Source organism: Bradyrhizobium sp. BR 1433 (genome assembly GCF_051547665.1).
Lineage (GTDB): Bacteria > Pseudomonadota > Alphaproteobacteria > Rhizobiales > Xanthobacteraceae > Bradyrhizobium > Bradyrhizobium australafricanum.
On record NZ_JBPUGG010000001.1, the window covers coordinates 1,643,128 to 1,657,596 of the forward strand.

At 63.8% G+C, this 14,469-nt stretch carries 12 protein-coding genes and 2 pseudogenes; 7 read left to right on the forward strand and 7 right to left on the reverse strand.

Annotation, left to right across the window (positions count from 1 at the left end; all coding sequences use genetic code 11):
• Positions 1 to 4: 4 nt before the first annotated feature.
• Positions 5 to 985, reverse strand: a complete 981-nt coding sequence (locus ACSKB9_RS08320; RefSeq protein WP_438072486.1) for an alpha-ketoacid dehydrogenase subunit beta — start codon at positions 983 to 985, stop codon at positions 5 to 7.
• Entirely contained in the window at positions 978 to 2,075 is a 1,098-nt protein-coding gene (pdhA, locus tag ACSKB9_RS08325; protein WP_438072488.1) for a pyruvate dehydrogenase (acetyl-transferring) E1 component subunit alpha, read from the reverse strand. Before pdhA ends, ACSKB9_RS08320 begins: the two co-directional genes overlap by 8 nt.
• Positions 2,076 to 2,245: 170 nt before the next feature.
• On the opposite strand from pdhA, the gene ACSKB9_RS08330 reads away from it, so the two are divergent.
• Together ACSKB9_RS08330 and ACSKB9_RS08335 are read left to right on the forward strand one after the other, a co-directional pair.
• Positions 2,246 to 2,464: a hypothetical protein gene (locus ACSKB9_RS08330; RefSeq protein WP_057019099.1), complete on the forward strand. Its 219-nt coding sequence runs from the start codon at positions 2,246 to 2,248 to the stop codon at positions 2,462 to 2,464.
• Positions 2,465 to 2,815: 351 nt separating this feature from the next.
• Positions 2,816 to 3,109, forward strand: coding sequence for a GYD domain-containing protein (locus ACSKB9_RS08335; RefSeq protein WP_026192964.1), 294 nt, complete (start codon positions 2,816 to 2,818; stop codon positions 3,107 to 3,109).
• A gap of 192 nt (positions 3,110 to 3,301) precedes the next feature.
• Here ACSKB9_RS08335 and ACSKB9_RS08340 read toward each other — a convergent pair whose 3' ends face one another.
• Positions 3,302 to 4,909, reverse strand: a complete 1,608-nt coding sequence (locus ACSKB9_RS08340; protein ID WP_438072491.1) for an ABC transporter substrate-binding protein — start codon at positions 4,907 to 4,909, stop codon at positions 3,302 to 3,304.
• A gap of 298 nt (positions 4,910 to 5,207) precedes the next feature.
• Between ACSKB9_RS08340 and ACSKB9_RS08345 the strand changes: the two genes are divergently transcribed.
• Entirely contained in the window at positions 5,208 to 5,969 is a 762-nt protein-coding gene (locus ACSKB9_RS08345; RefSeq protein ID WP_057019101.1) for a hypothetical protein, read from the forward strand.
• Positions 5,970 to 5,981: 12 nt separating this feature from the next.
• The gene (locus ACSKB9_RS08350) at positions 5,982 to 6,743 is read left to right on the forward strand and encodes an SDR family oxidoreductase (protein ID WP_092089683.1); all 762 of its coding nucleotides are present in this window, start codon (positions 5,982 to 5,984) and stop codon (positions 6,741 to 6,743) included.
• 366 nt (positions 6,744 to 7,109) lie between these two features.
• Here the strand turns inward: ACSKB9_RS08350 and ACSKB9_RS08355 are convergent.
• Positions 7,110 to 8,334: pseudogene (locus tag ACSKB9_RS08355) on the reverse strand (MFS transporter).
• A 115-nt stretch (positions 8,335 to 8,449) separates the two neighbouring features.
• Here ACSKB9_RS08355 and ACSKB9_RS08360 point away from each other — a divergent pair.
• A pseudogene (locus ACSKB9_RS08360) lies at positions 8,450 to 9,707 on the forward strand (NupC/NupG family nucleoside CNT transporter).
• 107 nt (positions 9,708 to 9,814) lie between these two features.
• Here the strand turns inward: ACSKB9_RS08360 and ACSKB9_RS08365 are convergent.
• The 3 genes from ACSKB9_RS08365 to ACSKB9_RS08375 all read right to left on the reverse strand — a co-directional run bounded on the left by ACSKB9_RS08365 (position 9,815) and on the right by ACSKB9_RS08375 (position 11,883).
• The gene (locus tag ACSKB9_RS08365) at positions 9,815 to 10,045 is read right to left on the reverse strand and encodes an MGMT family protein (RefSeq protein ID WP_438072493.1); all 231 of its coding nucleotides are present in this window, start codon (positions 10,043 to 10,045) and stop codon (positions 9,815 to 9,817) included.
• 882 nt (positions 10,046 to 10,927) lie between these two features.
• Positions 10,928 to 11,494 carry a cupin domain-containing protein gene (locus ACSKB9_RS08370; RefSeq protein ID WP_438072495.1) on the reverse strand — a complete coding sequence of 189 codons (567 nt, stop codon included), beginning with the start codon at positions 11,492 to 11,494 and terminating at the stop codon, positions 10,928 to 10,930.
• Positions 11,495 to 11,592: 98 nt separating this feature from the next.
• Positions 11,593 to 11,883 carry an usg protein gene (locus ACSKB9_RS08375; RefSeq protein WP_026192965.1) on the reverse strand — a complete coding sequence of 97 codons (291 nt, stop codon included), beginning with the start codon at positions 11,881 to 11,883 and terminating at the stop codon, positions 11,593 to 11,595.
• Positions 11,884 to 12,278: 395 nt separating this feature from the next.
• Between ACSKB9_RS08375 and groES the strand changes: the two genes are divergently transcribed.
• Together groES and groL are read left to right on the forward strand one after the other, a co-directional pair.
• Complete coding sequence (gene groES, locus ACSKB9_RS08380; protein ID WP_021077770.1) at positions 12,279 to 12,593, forward strand: co-chaperone GroES; 315 nt, start codon at positions 12,279 to 12,281, stop codon at positions 12,591 to 12,593.
• Between the two features lie 42 nt (positions 12,594 to 12,635).
• Positions 12,636 to 14,276 carry a chaperonin GroEL gene (groL, locus tag ACSKB9_RS08385; RefSeq protein ID WP_157343304.1) on the forward strand — a complete coding sequence of 547 codons (1,641 nt, stop codon included), beginning with the start codon at positions 12,636 to 12,638 and terminating at the stop codon, positions 14,274 to 14,276.
• Positions 14,277 to 14,469 lie beyond the last annotated feature (193 nt).

The following is a 14,469-nucleotide window of genomic DNA, read 5'->3' on the forward strand; positions in this document are numbered from 1 at the left end:
GTGTTCAGTTGTACTGGTGCGCCTTTCGGGCGGCGGTCACGATGCGTCCGACCGACGGCAAGTAGCGTTGCTCAAGGCGGGCCATCGGGATGATCGTGTCGTAGCCGGTGACGCGGGTCACGGGTGCGAGCAGCGAGGATAGTCCGCGCTCGGCGATCATGGCTGCGATCTCCGCGCCAAATCCGCCGGTGTGCGCGGCCTCGTGCACGATGACGCAGCGCCCGGTCTTTGCGACCGACCTGAGCACGGTGTTTTCATCGTAGGGCTTGAGCGTGGCGAGGTCGATAACCTCGGCAGCGATGCTCTCGTCGGCGAGCGCGTCCGCTGCGGCCATCGCTTCCTTCAGCATCGCACCCCAGCTGATCAGCGTGACGTCGCGACCTTCCCTCTCGACAAAGGCGCGATCCATCGGCAAGGCTTCGCCGTTGTCCTCGACCTCGCCTTTCACGGCGCGGTACAACCGCGTCGGCTCCAGGAACACCACCGGATCGGGATCGCGGATCGCGGCGAGGAGAAGTCCATAGGCGCGCTCCGGCGACGAAGGCATCACGACACGCAAGCCCGGAATGTGGGCCAGCATCGCCTCAGTGCTCTCGGAATGATGCTCGGGTGCGCGAATGCCGGCACCATGCGGCGTGCGCAGAACCATCGGACAAGTGAGCCGTCCCTGGGTACGGTTGCGCATCCGTGATGCGTGGTTCACCAGCTGATCGAGACAGGGATAGATAAATCCCATGAACTGGATTTCGCCGACCGGCTTCAGTCCCTGCGCGGCCATGCCGACGCAGAGCCCGCTGATCAGGAGTTCGGCAAGCGGCGTATCAAGGACGCGCTCCGGACCGAAGCGCTCCTGCAAGCCAATGGTCGCGCGGAAGACGCCGCCATTGACGCCGACATCTTCGCCGAGCACGACCACATCAGGATCATCCGCCATGGCGCGGCCGAGAGCCAGATTGATGGCTTCGACCAACGTGACTTCAGGCATCGTCCTCTCCCGCGAGTTCGCGGCGCTGCGCGGAATACGCCTCGGGCAGCTCGGCATAGAGGTTGTCGAACATGGTTTCTGCTCGGCGTGGCGGCGTCTTCAGATAGCGCTCCACCGCCGCCTCGATGCGCTCATGGCACTCGGCGGCAAGCCGCTCCTCATCCGCCTTGGTCCACATCTTCTGACCCACAAGATAGGACCGGAGGCGCGCGATCGGCTCTTCCTTCCAATGCGCCTGGACTTCTTCGGCCGAACGATAGCGCAATGCATCATCTGACGTCGTGTGATCGCCGAGCCGATAGGTGACCGCTTCGATGAAGTGAGGGCCCTTGCCGTCGCGGGCAGCGGCAATGGCCTCCTCGGCCGCGGCACGCATCGCCACCACGTCACTCCCGTCCACCTGCTCGCCGCTGAACCCGGCGCCGATGGCCTTCTGCGCCAGCGTCTCGGAACCCGTCTGCAGACGCAACGGCACCGATATGGCCCATTGATTGTTGGTGGCGACGAACACGAGCGGCAATTTGTGAACGCCGGCGAAATTCATGGCCTCGTAGACATCGCCTTTCGAGGTGGCGCCGTCGCCGAACATGCAGACGGCCACGCGCGGCTCCTTGCGCAACTTCAGGGCGTAGGCAACGCCGGCGGCATGCGGCGCCTGTGATCCGACGGGAACGCAGAACGGGAAATCGTGCACCGGACCGGAGAATTGATTGCCGCGTTCATCGCCGCCCCAGAACAGCAGGATCTCCTCCAGCGCGACGCCACGCCAGAGCAACGCGCCGTTGTCGCGATAGGAGGGCAACAGAACGTCATCCTCCCGCATCGCACTCGCGATGCCGACCGACACCGCCTCCTGACCGAGCGAAATGGCATAGGTTCCCAGCCGACCGGTGCGCTGCAATGCAACAGCCTTTCGGTCGAACAGACGCAAGAGCACCATCGACCGGTAAAGTTCGACCAGCAGCTTGGCATCGGTGGCGAAGGCAGGAAGCGGCCGCTCGATCGAGCCGTCGGGCGCGAGGTAATTGCGGCGGCGCACCTCAAAGCGCGCAATGACTGGGAGCTCTTCGTTCGCTCTTTTGCTGGCCACGCGCTCACTCCAGGAGCGGTTCTGCCTCCCACGTTCAGTAATTTGGTGTTCGGGCCGCGACGATGCAATACCATGGCAGCATCGCTCTTGGCGCACGCGTCAGCGGCCGGGTCGTGCGGATCGATCGACAGGATCCGTGGAACAGCGCCGCGACTGCGGTATAAGAGAGCATGGCAAATGGTCAGGTTGTCCTCGTAACAACTGCGCCGTTAGACGGCGGCCCGCCTGTTCGCTCGGTCTTCTTCGTGGCTGAAGGAGACGCGGCAAAGGCCACGGCAATTATTGCGGACATGATGGCCCCGAATGAAACGGTCGAAGCGTGGGGGCCGCTTCCCGAAGCAGCTGTCAAGGCGCTCGGGTTGAAACCCGGTGACTACACCCACAGCTGACTTGCATCGGATAGCTGTCCGGCGCCCGAAGGTCCGCGGCCGCATCCTTGCGCAGAGGGTGTGACCTTGACGCGGCGCGCTCGCTTACGCGAGGCCACCGCGGTCCCGATCACAACGCGGGGAGCCCTCTTTCTCGAGCAAGGGACATGGCGTAATCTGCAGCGAGCTGCCCTTGGACGGGACGGGCCGACGTCGCCGTTGAAGGAACGGGCAGCGGTCAGGCCGTCGGCAGGCATCGCAGTCTGAAAGCAGCGCCTGCCTTATGTGGCGCTCCCTCAACTTCAACATGAAGCAGGTTGGCCTGCCGCGCGCGCGGCAGACAAGGGCAATGCTAAACCCTTGGAGGACGACATGGCGACATTCATATTGAGGATCGACTGGACCGACCAGGGAATTCGTAATGTCAAGGAAGCTCCCAAGCGCAGCCGAGCGGCGAAAGAACTCGCCAAGACGCTAGGTGTCGAAATCAAGGAGGTCTATCTCACCTCCGGCGAGCATGACATCCTTCTCCTCGCCGAAGCACCGCTCGGCGACAACATCACAAAACTCGCGCTTGCCCTCAGCTCTCTGGGAAACATACGGACTTGCACCTCACGGGCCTGGCCCGAGGCGGAGTGGACCAAGCTGATATCCGAGCTCCCGTAGCTACGTCGGATATCCCGATCGATCTCTACGCGGCCTGACTGACGGGCGCCGTCGCAAACTTGCCCCGGCGATCGGCGCGGGAATGCGCGCGTGCGCAGGACCAGCCACCGCTTTGGTCGTGTGAATAAATGAGGATACGAAGGACACGAAGGCGACGGCGCACGTCGTCGCCGGCGAGGCACCACGCGTTACTTATCCAGCCAAACATCCTCGAAGCGCAGATTGTTGTACTGGCTGTTGTCGTGCGGGTGGAAATTCCTCACATAGGGCTGCCAGCAATTGCCGGCCGATGAGTGCAGGATGACCGGCCGCGCGGCGTCGTCGACCAGCAGGTGCTCGATGTCGAACACGATCTTGCGGCGCTTGTCCTTGTCGACCTCGCGCGACTGCGCCGCCAGCAGCTTGTTCGACTTCGGCGTTGCAATACTGGGTGTAGTTGCGCTCGGAGTTGCAGGAATAGTTCTCGACCAGATTGCCGTCGGGATCGTCGACGCTGACGCCGGTGACATTGAGGCCGATGGTGTAGTCCTTGCGCTGCAGCCGCGAGTACCAGCGCGGCGTATCCAGAATATCGAGTTCGGCTGTGATGTAGATCTTCTTGAGCTGGTCGGCGAGGATCACCGCCGGGTCGCGATAGGTCGGCAGGTTGCGGGTCTGGATCTTGATCGAGAGCGGCTTGGCGTCGCTGTAGCCGAGCTTCTGCATGATCGCCTGCGCCTCGGCGAGGCTCTTTTCGGTATCGGGGCCGTATCCCATCAGCGTCGACAGGATCTCCGGCGGCATGCCCCACTCGCCTTCGGGCTTGGCCTGCATCGCGCCGCCGAGCCGCCCGCTGCCTTCGAACAGGATGCTGTTGAAGGCCTTGCGATCCAGCGCCAGCGACATCGCCTTGCGGATCTCCGGATTGTCGAACGGCGGATTGACGCGGTTGACCAGGAGATTGATCTGCAGATTGGTCGAGGTCATCTCGCAGATCGCGTTCGGCGCCCGCGCCTTGACGTCCTTCATCAGGGGAATGCTGACGTCGGACGGAAAGGTGATGTCATAATCGCCGGTCGCGAACGCCAGCATGCGGGTGGCGCGGCTGTCGATCGAGCGCACCGTGATCTCGTCGAGATACGGCCGATCCTTCTTGAAGTAATCGGGGTTGCGGACCAAACGAATGGAGTCGCCGCGCCGGAACTCGACGAACTTGAACGGCCCGGTACCGACCGGTTTGGTGCGCATCACCTGCTGCGGCACGTGGCAGGGATAAACCACGGAGAAGGCGCTGGCGAGCAGCGCCAAGAGACCGGGCTGCGGCTCGGTCAGCTCGAAGGTCGCCTCATCGTCGCCATTGATGCCGACATCCTTCAGCTTCGAGTACCAGACCTTGCGCGGGTTGCGCTTGAAGTCCGGTGTTTTGACGTCTTGGGTCTCGCTCTTGCCGATCAGCATCCGCCAGGTGCACTGCACGTCCTTGGCCGTGAACGGCTGACCGTCATGCCACTTCGCGCCGTGCCGCAGCTTGAAGGTAAGCTTTGTGTTGGTCTGGTCCCACGACCAGCTCTCGGCGAGATCGGGGATCACGGTGTCGATGCTTTCGTGCACCTTGGCCGGATCGAACACCACGAGGTTGTTGAAGACGGCCGCGAACGGCATCACCGAGGCAATGGTGGATTCCTCGAGCAGCGAGGTCGAGGGCGGATTGTCGTTGTGATAGAGCCGCAGCGTGCCGCCCTGCTTCTGCGCCGATGCAGGGCTCGCGGCCGTCACCGCGATACCCAATGCCACAATGCACGCGGCCAGTTTGAACGACATTCCCGCCTCCCGAAATTTCTTGTTGTCGTCGGTTGCAGGCAGTCGAGCACAACACCCGGCCCCTCGCAACGACGCGAGGCGAAGATCATTGCCGGCTGCGCGCCACGCAGAGCGAGACCGGAATGCTCGCGACCTGGATGGCCGGAACGGGGCACCCGGACGGACCATCGCCAGGGCCGGCGCCCGGCCCACGTGACCGGCCATCGCACGTCCCGTCACGGGGAATTGGGGTTGGATGCATCCTCGAAATTGGCTACTAGTTTCCCGCCGAGAAACTCGGACCGTCTGAGGGCTTTAAATGACCTATTGCTGCGGAATCCTGGTGCGCGACGGGCTCGTCATGATCGCCGATACCCGCACCAATGCCGGCCTCGACAACGTCTCGACCTTCCGCAAGCTGCACATCTTCGAAAAGCCTGGCGACCGCATCATGGCGATCGCCAGCGCCGGGAATCTCGCGATCAGCCAGTCGGTGCTGTCGACCCTGACCGAGGGCATGGAAAATCCGGACACCGGCGAGCTCGAGACGCTGATGAACGCCCCGACCATGTTCCAGGCGGCGCAGCGGATCGGCCGCGCCATCCGCTCGGTGCACGCCACCGAGGGCGATGCGCTGCGCGCCGAGGACATCTCCTTCGACGTCTCGTTCCTGTTCGGCGGCCAGATCAAGGGCTCGCGGATGCGCCTGTTCATGGTCTACACCGCCGGCAACTTCATCGAGTGCACCACCGACACGCCGTACCTGCAGATCGGCGAGCACAAATACGGTAAGCCAGTGCTCGACCGCGCCATGCATTACGACGTCGAGCTCTACGAGGCGCTGAAGACCGGGCTGATCTCGATGGATTCGACGATGCGCTCCAACCTCGGCGTCGGCCTGCCGATCGACGTGCTGGTGGTGCGCACGGACGCCTGCGAGGCCGACCTCAACCACCGCATCGAGGCCGGCGAGCCCTATTTCCACGACCTGCGCTCACGCTGGTCGGCGGCGCTGCGCGCGGCGCACCAGAACATTCCACGCCCCCCCTACAAGAACGAAACCGAAGCAAAAACCAAGTAAGAGGAAACTCGGATGACTGAGGCAACCAGCAAGATCGCACTCGTGACCGGCGCCGGCACCGGCGTCGGACGCGCCGCGTCGCTCGCTTTGATGGACAAGGGCTACACCGTGGTGCTCGCCGGGCGCCGCATGGAGATGCTGGAAGAGACCGCCAAGCTCGGCCCCGCCGGCAAGAGCCTGTGCGTGTCGGCCGACATGGCCAACCCGGCCGCGATCGCCGCGCTGTTCGACAAGGTGAAGGCGACCTATGGCCGGCTCGACGTTCTGTTCAACAACGCCGGCATGGGCGCGCCGCCGGTGAATTTCGAGGACTTAGCCCTGGAGCAGTGGCAGGCCGTCGTCAACACCAACCTCACCGCGCCGTTCCTGTGCACCCAGCACGCCTTCCGCATCATGAAGGACCAGACGCCGCGCGGCGGCCGCATCATCAACAACGGCTCGATCTCGGCGCATGCGCCGCGGCCGTTCTCGGCCGCCTACACCTCGACCAAGCACGCCATCACCGGCCTTACCAAGTCGTCCAACCTTGACGGCCGCATGTATGACATCGCGGTCGGCCAGGTCGATATCGGCAACGCCGCGACCCCGATGACCGACCGTATGGTCAACGGCCCCGGCGTGCTGCAGCCGGACGGCACCACCAAGCACGAGCCGCGCATGGACGCCAAGGCGGTTGGCGATGCCGTGGCCTACATGGCCGGCCTGCCGCTCGACGCCAACGTGTTGTTCATGACGGTCATGGCGACCAAGATGCCGTTCGTCGGCCGGGGCTGATCTTCTCCTCCCTGCTTGCGGCAGGACCCTCACGACGGCCGGCCGGGCTTGTCCCGGCCGGCCGGCGCCGGGGCACGCTGCCAAATTATCGAAAACAACCCCATGCAAAGGAGCCGGCAGCTGCCGGCGTTCGACACGGCAACTTGACACGTCGGGCAAATCAGCGATACTTTTCCATTATTCCGAAATCATGAAAAGCTTGCCCCGGGGCTCATCTTCCCCTTCTCCCCGCGCGCGGGGAGAAGGTCGGGATGAGGGGGAGTCTCCACAAGGACGGTGAGAGACAAACGCGCGGAGAGTCCCCTCACCCGGATTGCTGCGCAATCCGACCTCTCCCCGCAAGCGGGGCGAGGTAAGGGAAGCGCCCTACTCCAGCTTCTCTACGTCCCGCAGCGTCGGGAACAGCTTCATCCAGAGCAGCGCGACCGCGACCGTGGCGACGCCGCCGAGCACGGCCGACGGCACGGTGCCGAGCAGCGCCGCGGTGACGCCGCTCTCGAACTGCCCGAGCTGGTTGGACGCGTTGATGAACAGGAAGTTCACCGCGCCGACACGGCCGCGCATCTCGTCGGGGGTGGCAAGCTGCACCAGCGAGAAGCGGATCACGACGCTGATCGTGTCCGCGGCGCCGAGCACCGCGAGCGCCAGCGCCGACAGCCACATCCAGTGCGACAGCGCGAACACCACCGTCGCGACGCCGAACACGATCACCGCCTGGAACATGCGCATGCCGACGCGGCGGTTGATGGTGTGCCGCGCCAGCACCATCGTCATCAGCAGCGCGCCGACCGCCGGCGCAGCGCGCAAAATGCCGAGGCCGAGCGGGCCGGCTTGCAGGATATCGCGCGCATAGATCGGCAGCAGCGCGGTGACACCGCCGAACAGCACCGCGAACAGATCGAGCGAGATGGTGCCGAGGATCGCCGGATTGCTGCGAACGAAGGTGACGCCGGCAAACAGGTCGTCCGACGACCCGCCGTTCTTCACCGGCGCCTGCTGCAGCCGGCCGATGCCGCTGGTCAGCAGCGCGCCGAACAGCCAGAACACCATCATGATGCCGTAGGGCGCGCTCGGCATCAGGGCATAGGCGAAGCCGCCGAGCGCGGGTCCGGTGATGGTCGCGACCTGTGCCGCGCCGCTCGATATTGCGGTCGCCCGCTGCAGCGAGCCTTGCGGCGCGATCAGCGGCAATAGCGCGGCGGTCGCCGGACTCTCGAACGCGCCGGCGATCCCGAGCACGAAGGTCGCGACGAAGATCTGGATCTCGGAGATGCTGCCGGCAAAAGTGCTTCCGGCGAGAAACAATGCGGTCAGCGCCTCCGCGATCTGGCAGGCCTGCACCACGCGCTTGCGCTCGAAGCGGTCGGCGGCATGGCCGGCTACGAACACCAAGAGCGCCGTCGGCAGGAACTGTACCAGTCCGACCATGCCGAGGTCGAACGCACTGCCGGTCAGATCGTAGATCTGCCAGCCGATCGCCACCGCGCCGATCTGGCTGGAGAAGCGCGAACAGGCTGCGCGACGACAAGAAGAACAGGAACGGTCTGTGGCCGAGCAGATCGCGGGCGCCGGCCGGCGTGGCGGAGGACATGGATAATTGCGTGGCCGAGCGCCTGCAACTTGTCAATGGATACGAGATGAACGCGCAACAGCATTGCGCTGCGCGAGGCCCCTGCCCATAATCCCGCGAGAGTTCTTGGGGCGTGATGCTGCAGTTGCAATCGGCGTTCGGCGTGGTGGCGTTGCTCTTGATTGCCTGGGCGCTGAGCGAGAATCGCCTGAAGGTGTCGCTGCGCCAGGCGGCGATCGGGCTTGTCGTCACGATCGTCACGGCTCTGGTGCTGATCAAGGTGCCGCTGGTGACGCAGGCCTTCGGCGCGATCAATGACGCCGTCGGCACCATTGCCGCCGCGACGCGCGCCGGCACCGCCTTCGTGTTCGGCTATGTCGGCGGCGGCCCGGCGCCGTTCGATCCCAAGGCGCCCGGCTCGGATTTCATCCTCGCCTTCCAGGCGCTGCCGATCGTGCTGGTCATGAGCGTGCTGACGACGCTGCTGTTCGATCTGGCGCGTGCTGCCGCCTGTTGTGCGCGGCATGGCCTGGCTGCTCGAGCGCACGCTCGGCGTCGGCGGCGCGGTCGGGCTCTCGACCGCGGCCAATATCTTCCTCGGCATGGTCGAGGCGCCGCTCTTCATCCGCCCCTATCTGGCGCAGCTCACCCGCAGCGAGTTGTTTCTGGTGATGACCGGCGGCATGGCCGGGATCGCCGGCACGGTGCTGGTGCTGTACGCGACGCTGCTGGCGCCGCTGATCCCGGATGCGGCCGCGCATTTCGTCATCGCCTCGGTGCTCGGCGCGCCGGCCGCAATTTTAGTGAGCCTGATCATGGTGCCGGAAACGTCCGGCAAGCGCACCGGCGGATCGCTCGACAATCCCGATATCCAGGTGTCGTCGACGATGGACGCCATCGTCAAGGGCACGGCAGCCGGGCTCGAGCTCTTGATGAACATCATCGCGATGCTGCTGGTGCTGGTTGCGCTGGTGTATCTCGTGAACGCGATCATCGGCCTGCTGCCGGAGATCGGCGGCGCGAAGGTTTCGCTGCAGCGCCTGCTTGGTTACGTCATGGCGCCGGTGTGCTGGCTGATGGGCCTGCCCTGGCCGCAGGCGATCACGGCGGGAAGCCTGATGGGCACCAAGACCGTGCTGAACGAGCTGATCGCCTATGTCGACCTGTCGAAGCTCGGCCCCGACGCGCTCGATCCGCGCTCGCGGCTGATCATGCTCTACGCGATGTGCGGCTTTGCCAATTTCGCGAGCCTCGGCATCATGATCGGCGGCCTCGGCATCATGGCGCCCGAGCGGCGCGACGAGATCAACGCGCTCGGGCTGAAGTCGATCGTCTCAGGCACGCTGACGACCTGCCTGATGGGGGCGATCGTGGGGATGCTGACGCAGCCGTAGTCGCAGTAGCCCGGATGGAGCCAACGGGTCGCGCGAACGCGCGCCCGATGACAGGCTCCGCGCAATCCGGGGCGGTGCTGACGCGGTGAAGCTCCCTGTCAAGCGGATCATCGTCGGGCCGGCCGACGGCGCGGACGCACGTAGCCGCGCATTGAGCCGTCGCTTGCAATAACGCGATGACAGGGGATCGATGGGTCGTAATTCGTGCGCATTATGGCACCAACCGCGCGTGCAGCCTTCGGATTGCCGGCTTTAGCGGCGACAGCCTTGTACGTCATGGCCTTCCCCTTTGGGATCTTGCGCACGATGTCGCGGACCTTATCTGAAAAGGTTTTCATAGGCCGAGTGTAGCAGATTTCTCAGAGGGTTTTCGCCTTTTTACTTGCGGTTGGAACGAGCGGGTCGCGTTGGCACGGAAGATTCGACCGGACGTGCCGGTGTTAGTTTCGAAGTGCGCGCCGCCGTCTCAACATTGTGGGCAGCTATTGGCCCCTAGCGTCGTTTGCCGCGCAGTGCCGGCGTGGACGCAAACGGAGCATCGCGGACATCGACCGGCGGCTCCGCCCGATGCGATTCGACGTGAATGACCCACAGCCGACCAACTTAGTTCGTGCTTACATTCGCCGTGGTAAGGGAAGTGAGATGTCGCTCCTTTTGTGTCTACTCGCCATCGCACTCATCGGAGTTGCCGGGTGGGGCTTCCGGTCAGTCATGGCCGAGCTGGCTAAGTCGTCCCCTAAGAACCGGTGGATACGATTTCCCGTAGATTTGAGGTCGACGAGTTTATCTGGAGCGCCCGTGCGCCATTGGCCTTGAGGCGTCAATACGTTGCGACGCAGGCTTGTGCGATCCCGGCGTCCCTCTGCTTGGCAGCACTAGTGTGGCTCAACGAACCACGTCCCAGCGTACGAATTTTGGGGGTGATTGCCTTCTGCTCAGTGGCTTTCTGGTGGCCGCTTCTCTCACGTGGAAGGCCATTCGACGAAGAGTATGATTGAAACAGCAAGACCGCTTCTGGCCCATCGCGACATCTTGCGTTGCCGCACGAACTTGGTCGCTATCGGGGCAAAGCGGACGTAGAGTCACGCCGACGGTTTTATGGGTACACGGCCTAGAAATCGGCATGCCCGGGCTTGACCCGGGCATCCATCGACCAAGGAGAATCTTGCGAAGCAAGCTGGATGGCCGGGTCAAGCCCGGCCACGACGAGTGCGTGAGCACTACGCCTTCAGCTCCACCGTCTTGAACTCGGCCGGCAGGATCACTTCCAGCAGTTCGACGTCGTCGGAATAGTCCAGGATCATGTGCCGGATGCGCGGCGGCTGGGTCCAGGCGCTGCCTTGCTGCATCAGCGTCTCGCCCTCGCCTTCCATGTAGGTCTTCACCCAGCCCTTGAGCACATAGACCATCTGGAAGTCGACATCGTGGAAGTGCAGCTTCGACACTTCATCGGGATTGCACGGTCCCTGCAGCCGGATGACGTGCGCCTGCGCGAGGCCATGCGACGCGGCTGATATGCCGAGGTCGCGGTACTTGGCGTAGGCGCGCAGCCCGTCGGCCTTGAAATCCTCTTCACGGTGGTGGCTGATCGCGACGCGCTGCTTCGGCCGCGCCTTGGTCGCAGCTTTCGGCGCGCTCTTCTTGGCCGCCGAGACGCGGCCTTTCGACTTGATGGTCTTGCGCGCGGACGATTTCGCGGACGCCTTCTTGGCGCCTGCGCCAAGCCCCGACCATTTCTTCTTCACCGCGGTCTTGGCTGCCGATCTTGATGCCGTCTTCTTGGCCATTGTTTCGCCTCCCGTCTTTTTGTGACGGAGAGAGGCTAACACAAGTCGCGCGCCGCGAGGCGAGCAAAGGCGCGAGCCGCGCCCTGCCGCTTTGCGGATCAATGCAGCCGGAACACGCCGTCGACGGCACGCAGCTCGGCCGGCTTGACCAGCTTGGAATGCGCCACCGTCACCGAAAACAGCGGGCCTTCGAGCTTCGCCTGCCAGAACGCGAGGAAATCCTGCAGCGCCGGAAATTTCGGAAACAGGTCGTAGTTCTGCCAGACATAGGTCTGCAGCAACGAGGGGTGATCCGGCATCCGATAGAGGATTTGCGCCGTCGTCAGCCCGTACCCCAGCAACTGCTTCCGGAAATCGTCGGAAACAACCCCACCAACTCGCGAGACCATGCCAACCTCCTGTGACGGAGCGCATTCACGTGGTGGCCGACCTCCCCCGCCGGACCACCGGCAATGGATGCGCTCACATGAGAGAAATGTGACGCACGCGACTAACCCATCTCAAGCCTAAATGTTTAATAGGTTGTTGAAATTTCTTGCGTTGGCAGCAGCTTACCGCATCTGCTAATAGCCCCGGCGACCCCTCTCGGGCGGCATTAAGGATGCCGAAATGATCTCGGCATCCTCTTGGCAGGCGGCACTCACGAGTGCCAATTTTTCTGCTAGAGGCACTTGCCCGCCGCCAAGGCTTGGCCTATCTCCTGCCCAACCAGTCTGGCACTCGCTGGACTGGACTGCTAACTCTCCAAAAATCTACAGCATCTACAAATGTTTAGGAGGACTGCATGAAATTCCGTCCGCTTCACGACCGCGTCGTGGTCAAGCGTATCGACGCCGAAGAGAAGACCGCTGGCGGCATCATCATTCCGGACAGTGCCAAGGAAAAGCCCTCGCAGGGCGAAGTCATCGCCGTTGGCCCGGGCGGCCGCGATGAAGCCGGCAAGCTGATCCCCATCGACGTCAAGGTCGGCGACCGTGTCCTGTTCGGCAAGTGGTCGGGCACCGAGGTCAAGATCGACGGCGAAGACCTGCTGATCATGAAGGAAAGCGACATCATGGGCGTGCTCGACGTCCCCGCTTCCAAGAAGAAGGCGGCCTAAGCGCCTCTTTCCCTCCAGTCATTCTCTCAAGGAAAAACTCAGATGGCAGCTAAAGAAGTCAAATTCTCCGTCGAGGCACGCGACAAGATGCTGCGCGGCGTCGACATCCTCGCCAATGCGGTGAAGGTGACCCTCGGCCCGAAGGGCCGCAACGTCGTGCTCGAGAAGTCGTTCGGCGCTCCCCGCATCACCAAGGACGGCGTCACCGTCGCCAAGGAGATCGAGCTCGAGGACAAGTTCGAGAACATGGGCGCCCAGATGGTGCGCGAAGTCGCCTCCAAGTCCGCTGACGCGGCCGGCGACGGCACCACCACCGCGACCGTGCTGGCCGCGGCGATCGTGAAGGAAGGCGCCAAGTCGGTCGCCGCCGGCATGAACCCGATGGACCTGAAGCGCGGTATCGACCTCGCGGTCGAAGCCGTCGTTGCGGACCTCCAGAAGAACTCCAAGAAGGTCACCTCGAACGAGGAGATCGCCCAGGTCGGCACCATCTCCGCCAACGGCGATGCCGAGATCGGCAAGTTCCTCTCCGACGCCATGAAGAAGGTCGGCAACGAGGGCGTCATCACGGTCGAGGAAGCCAAGTCGCTCGAGACCGAACTCGACGTCGTCGAGGGCATGCAGTTCGACCGCGGCTACATCTCGCCCTACTTCGTCACCAACGCCGACAAGATGCGCGTTGAGATGGACGACGCCTACATCCTGATCAACGAGAAGAAGCTCTCCTCGCTGAACGAGCTGCTGCCGCTGCTCGAGGCCGTGGTGCAGACCGGCAAGCCGCTGGTCATCGTCGCCGAGGACGTCGAAGGCGAAGCCCTTGCCACCCTCGTCGTCAACCGCCTGCGTGGCGGCCTGAAGGTCGCGGCCGTCAAGGCTCCGGGCTTCGGCGATCGCCGCAAGGCCATGCTGCAGGACATCGCGATCCTGACCGGCGGCCAGGCCATCTCGGAAGACCTCGGCATCAAGCTCGAGAACGTCACGCTGCAGATGCTCGGTCGCGCCAAGAAGGTGATGATCGACAAGGAGAACACCACGATCGTCAACGGCGCCGGCAAGAAGGCCGACATCGACGCCCGCGTTGCCCAGATCAAGGCGCAGATCGAGGAGACCACCTCGGACTACGACCGTGAGAAGCTGCAGGAGCGTCTCGCCAAGCTCGCCGGCGGCGTCGCGGTGATCCGCGTCGGCGGCGCGACCGAGGTCGAGGTGAAGGAGCGCAAGGATCGCGTTGATGACGCGATGCACGCGACCCGCGCGGCTGTCGAGGAAGGCATCGTCCCGGGCGGCGGCGTCGCCCTGCTCCGTGCCTCTGAGCAGCTCAAGGGCCTGCGCACCAAGAACGACGACCAGAAGACCGGCGTCGAGATCGTGCGTAAGGCGCTGTCGGCTCCGGCTCGCCAGATCGCGATCAACGCCGGTGAAGACGGTTCGGTCATCGTCGGCAAGATCCTGGAGAACAAGACCTACAACTACGGCTTCGACTCCCAGACCGGCGACTATGCCGACCTCGTCAAGAAGGGCATCATCGACCCGACCAAGGTCGTGCGCACCGCGATCCAGAACGCTGCCTCGGTTGCCGCGCTCTTGATCACTACGGAAGCGATGGTTGCCGAGCTGCCGAAGAAGAACGCCGGCGGCCCCGCGATGCCTCCGGGCGGCGGCATGGGCGGCATGGACTTCTGATCCAACCACCCAAGGCAATCCACGAAATGCAAAACCCCGGCAGCGATGCCGGGGTTTTTGTTTGGGGCAGGCTCGCCGGGCGACTTACCGCAGCGCGGCCAATGCGAATACGTCCACAACCTCACGCTGGTGCAGCAGCCTCACGCTGCGCTCAGCACGCACGTTATGCACAACACTCTCCGTAAATATACGT

Bases quoted from the DNA above. Each gene is read 5' to 3' on its own strand.
- groL (WP_157343304.1), top strand. From the start codon at position 12,636: ATGGCAGCTAAAGAAGTCAAATTCTCCGTCGAGGCACGCGACAAGATG.
- ACSKB9_RS08320 (WP_438072486.1), bottom strand. From the start codon at position 985: ATGCCTGAAGTCACGTTGGTCGAAGCCATCAATCTGGCTCTCGGCCGC.
- ACSKB9_RS08350 (WP_092089683.1), top strand. From the start codon at position 5,982: ATGACTGAGGCAACCAGCAAGATCGCACTCGTGACCGGCGCCGGCACC.
- ACSKB9_RS08375 (WP_026192965.1), bottom strand. From the start codon at position 11,883: ATGGTCTCGCGAGTTGGTGGGGTTGTTTCCGACGATTTCCGGAAGCAG.
- groES (WP_021077770.1), top strand. From the start codon at position 12,279: ATGAAATTCCGTCCGCTTCACGACCGCGTCGTGGTCAAGCGTATCGAC.
- ACSKB9_RS08345 (WP_057019101.1), top strand. From the start codon at position 5,208: ATGACCTATTGCTGCGGAATCCTGGTGCGCGACGGGCTCGTCATGATC.
- ACSKB9_RS08365 (WP_438072493.1), bottom strand. From the start codon at position 10,045: ATGAAAACCTTTTCAGATAAGGTCCGCGACATCGTGCGCAAGATCCCA.
- ACSKB9_RS08330 (WP_057019099.1), top strand. From the start codon at position 2,246: ATGGCAAATGGTCAGGTTGTCCTCGTAACAACTGCGCCGTTAGACGGC.
- ACSKB9_RS08340 (WP_438072491.1), bottom strand. From the start codon at position 4,909: ATGTCGTTCAAACTGGCCGCGTGCATTGTGGCATTGGGTATCGCGGTG.
- ACSKB9_RS08335 (WP_026192964.1), top strand. From the start codon at position 2,816: ATGGCGACATTCATATTGAGGATCGACTGGACCGACCAGGGAATTCGT.
- ACSKB9_RS08370 (WP_438072495.1), bottom strand. From the start codon at position 11,494: ATGGCCAAGAAGACGGCATCAAGATCGGCAGCCAAGACCGCGGTGAAG.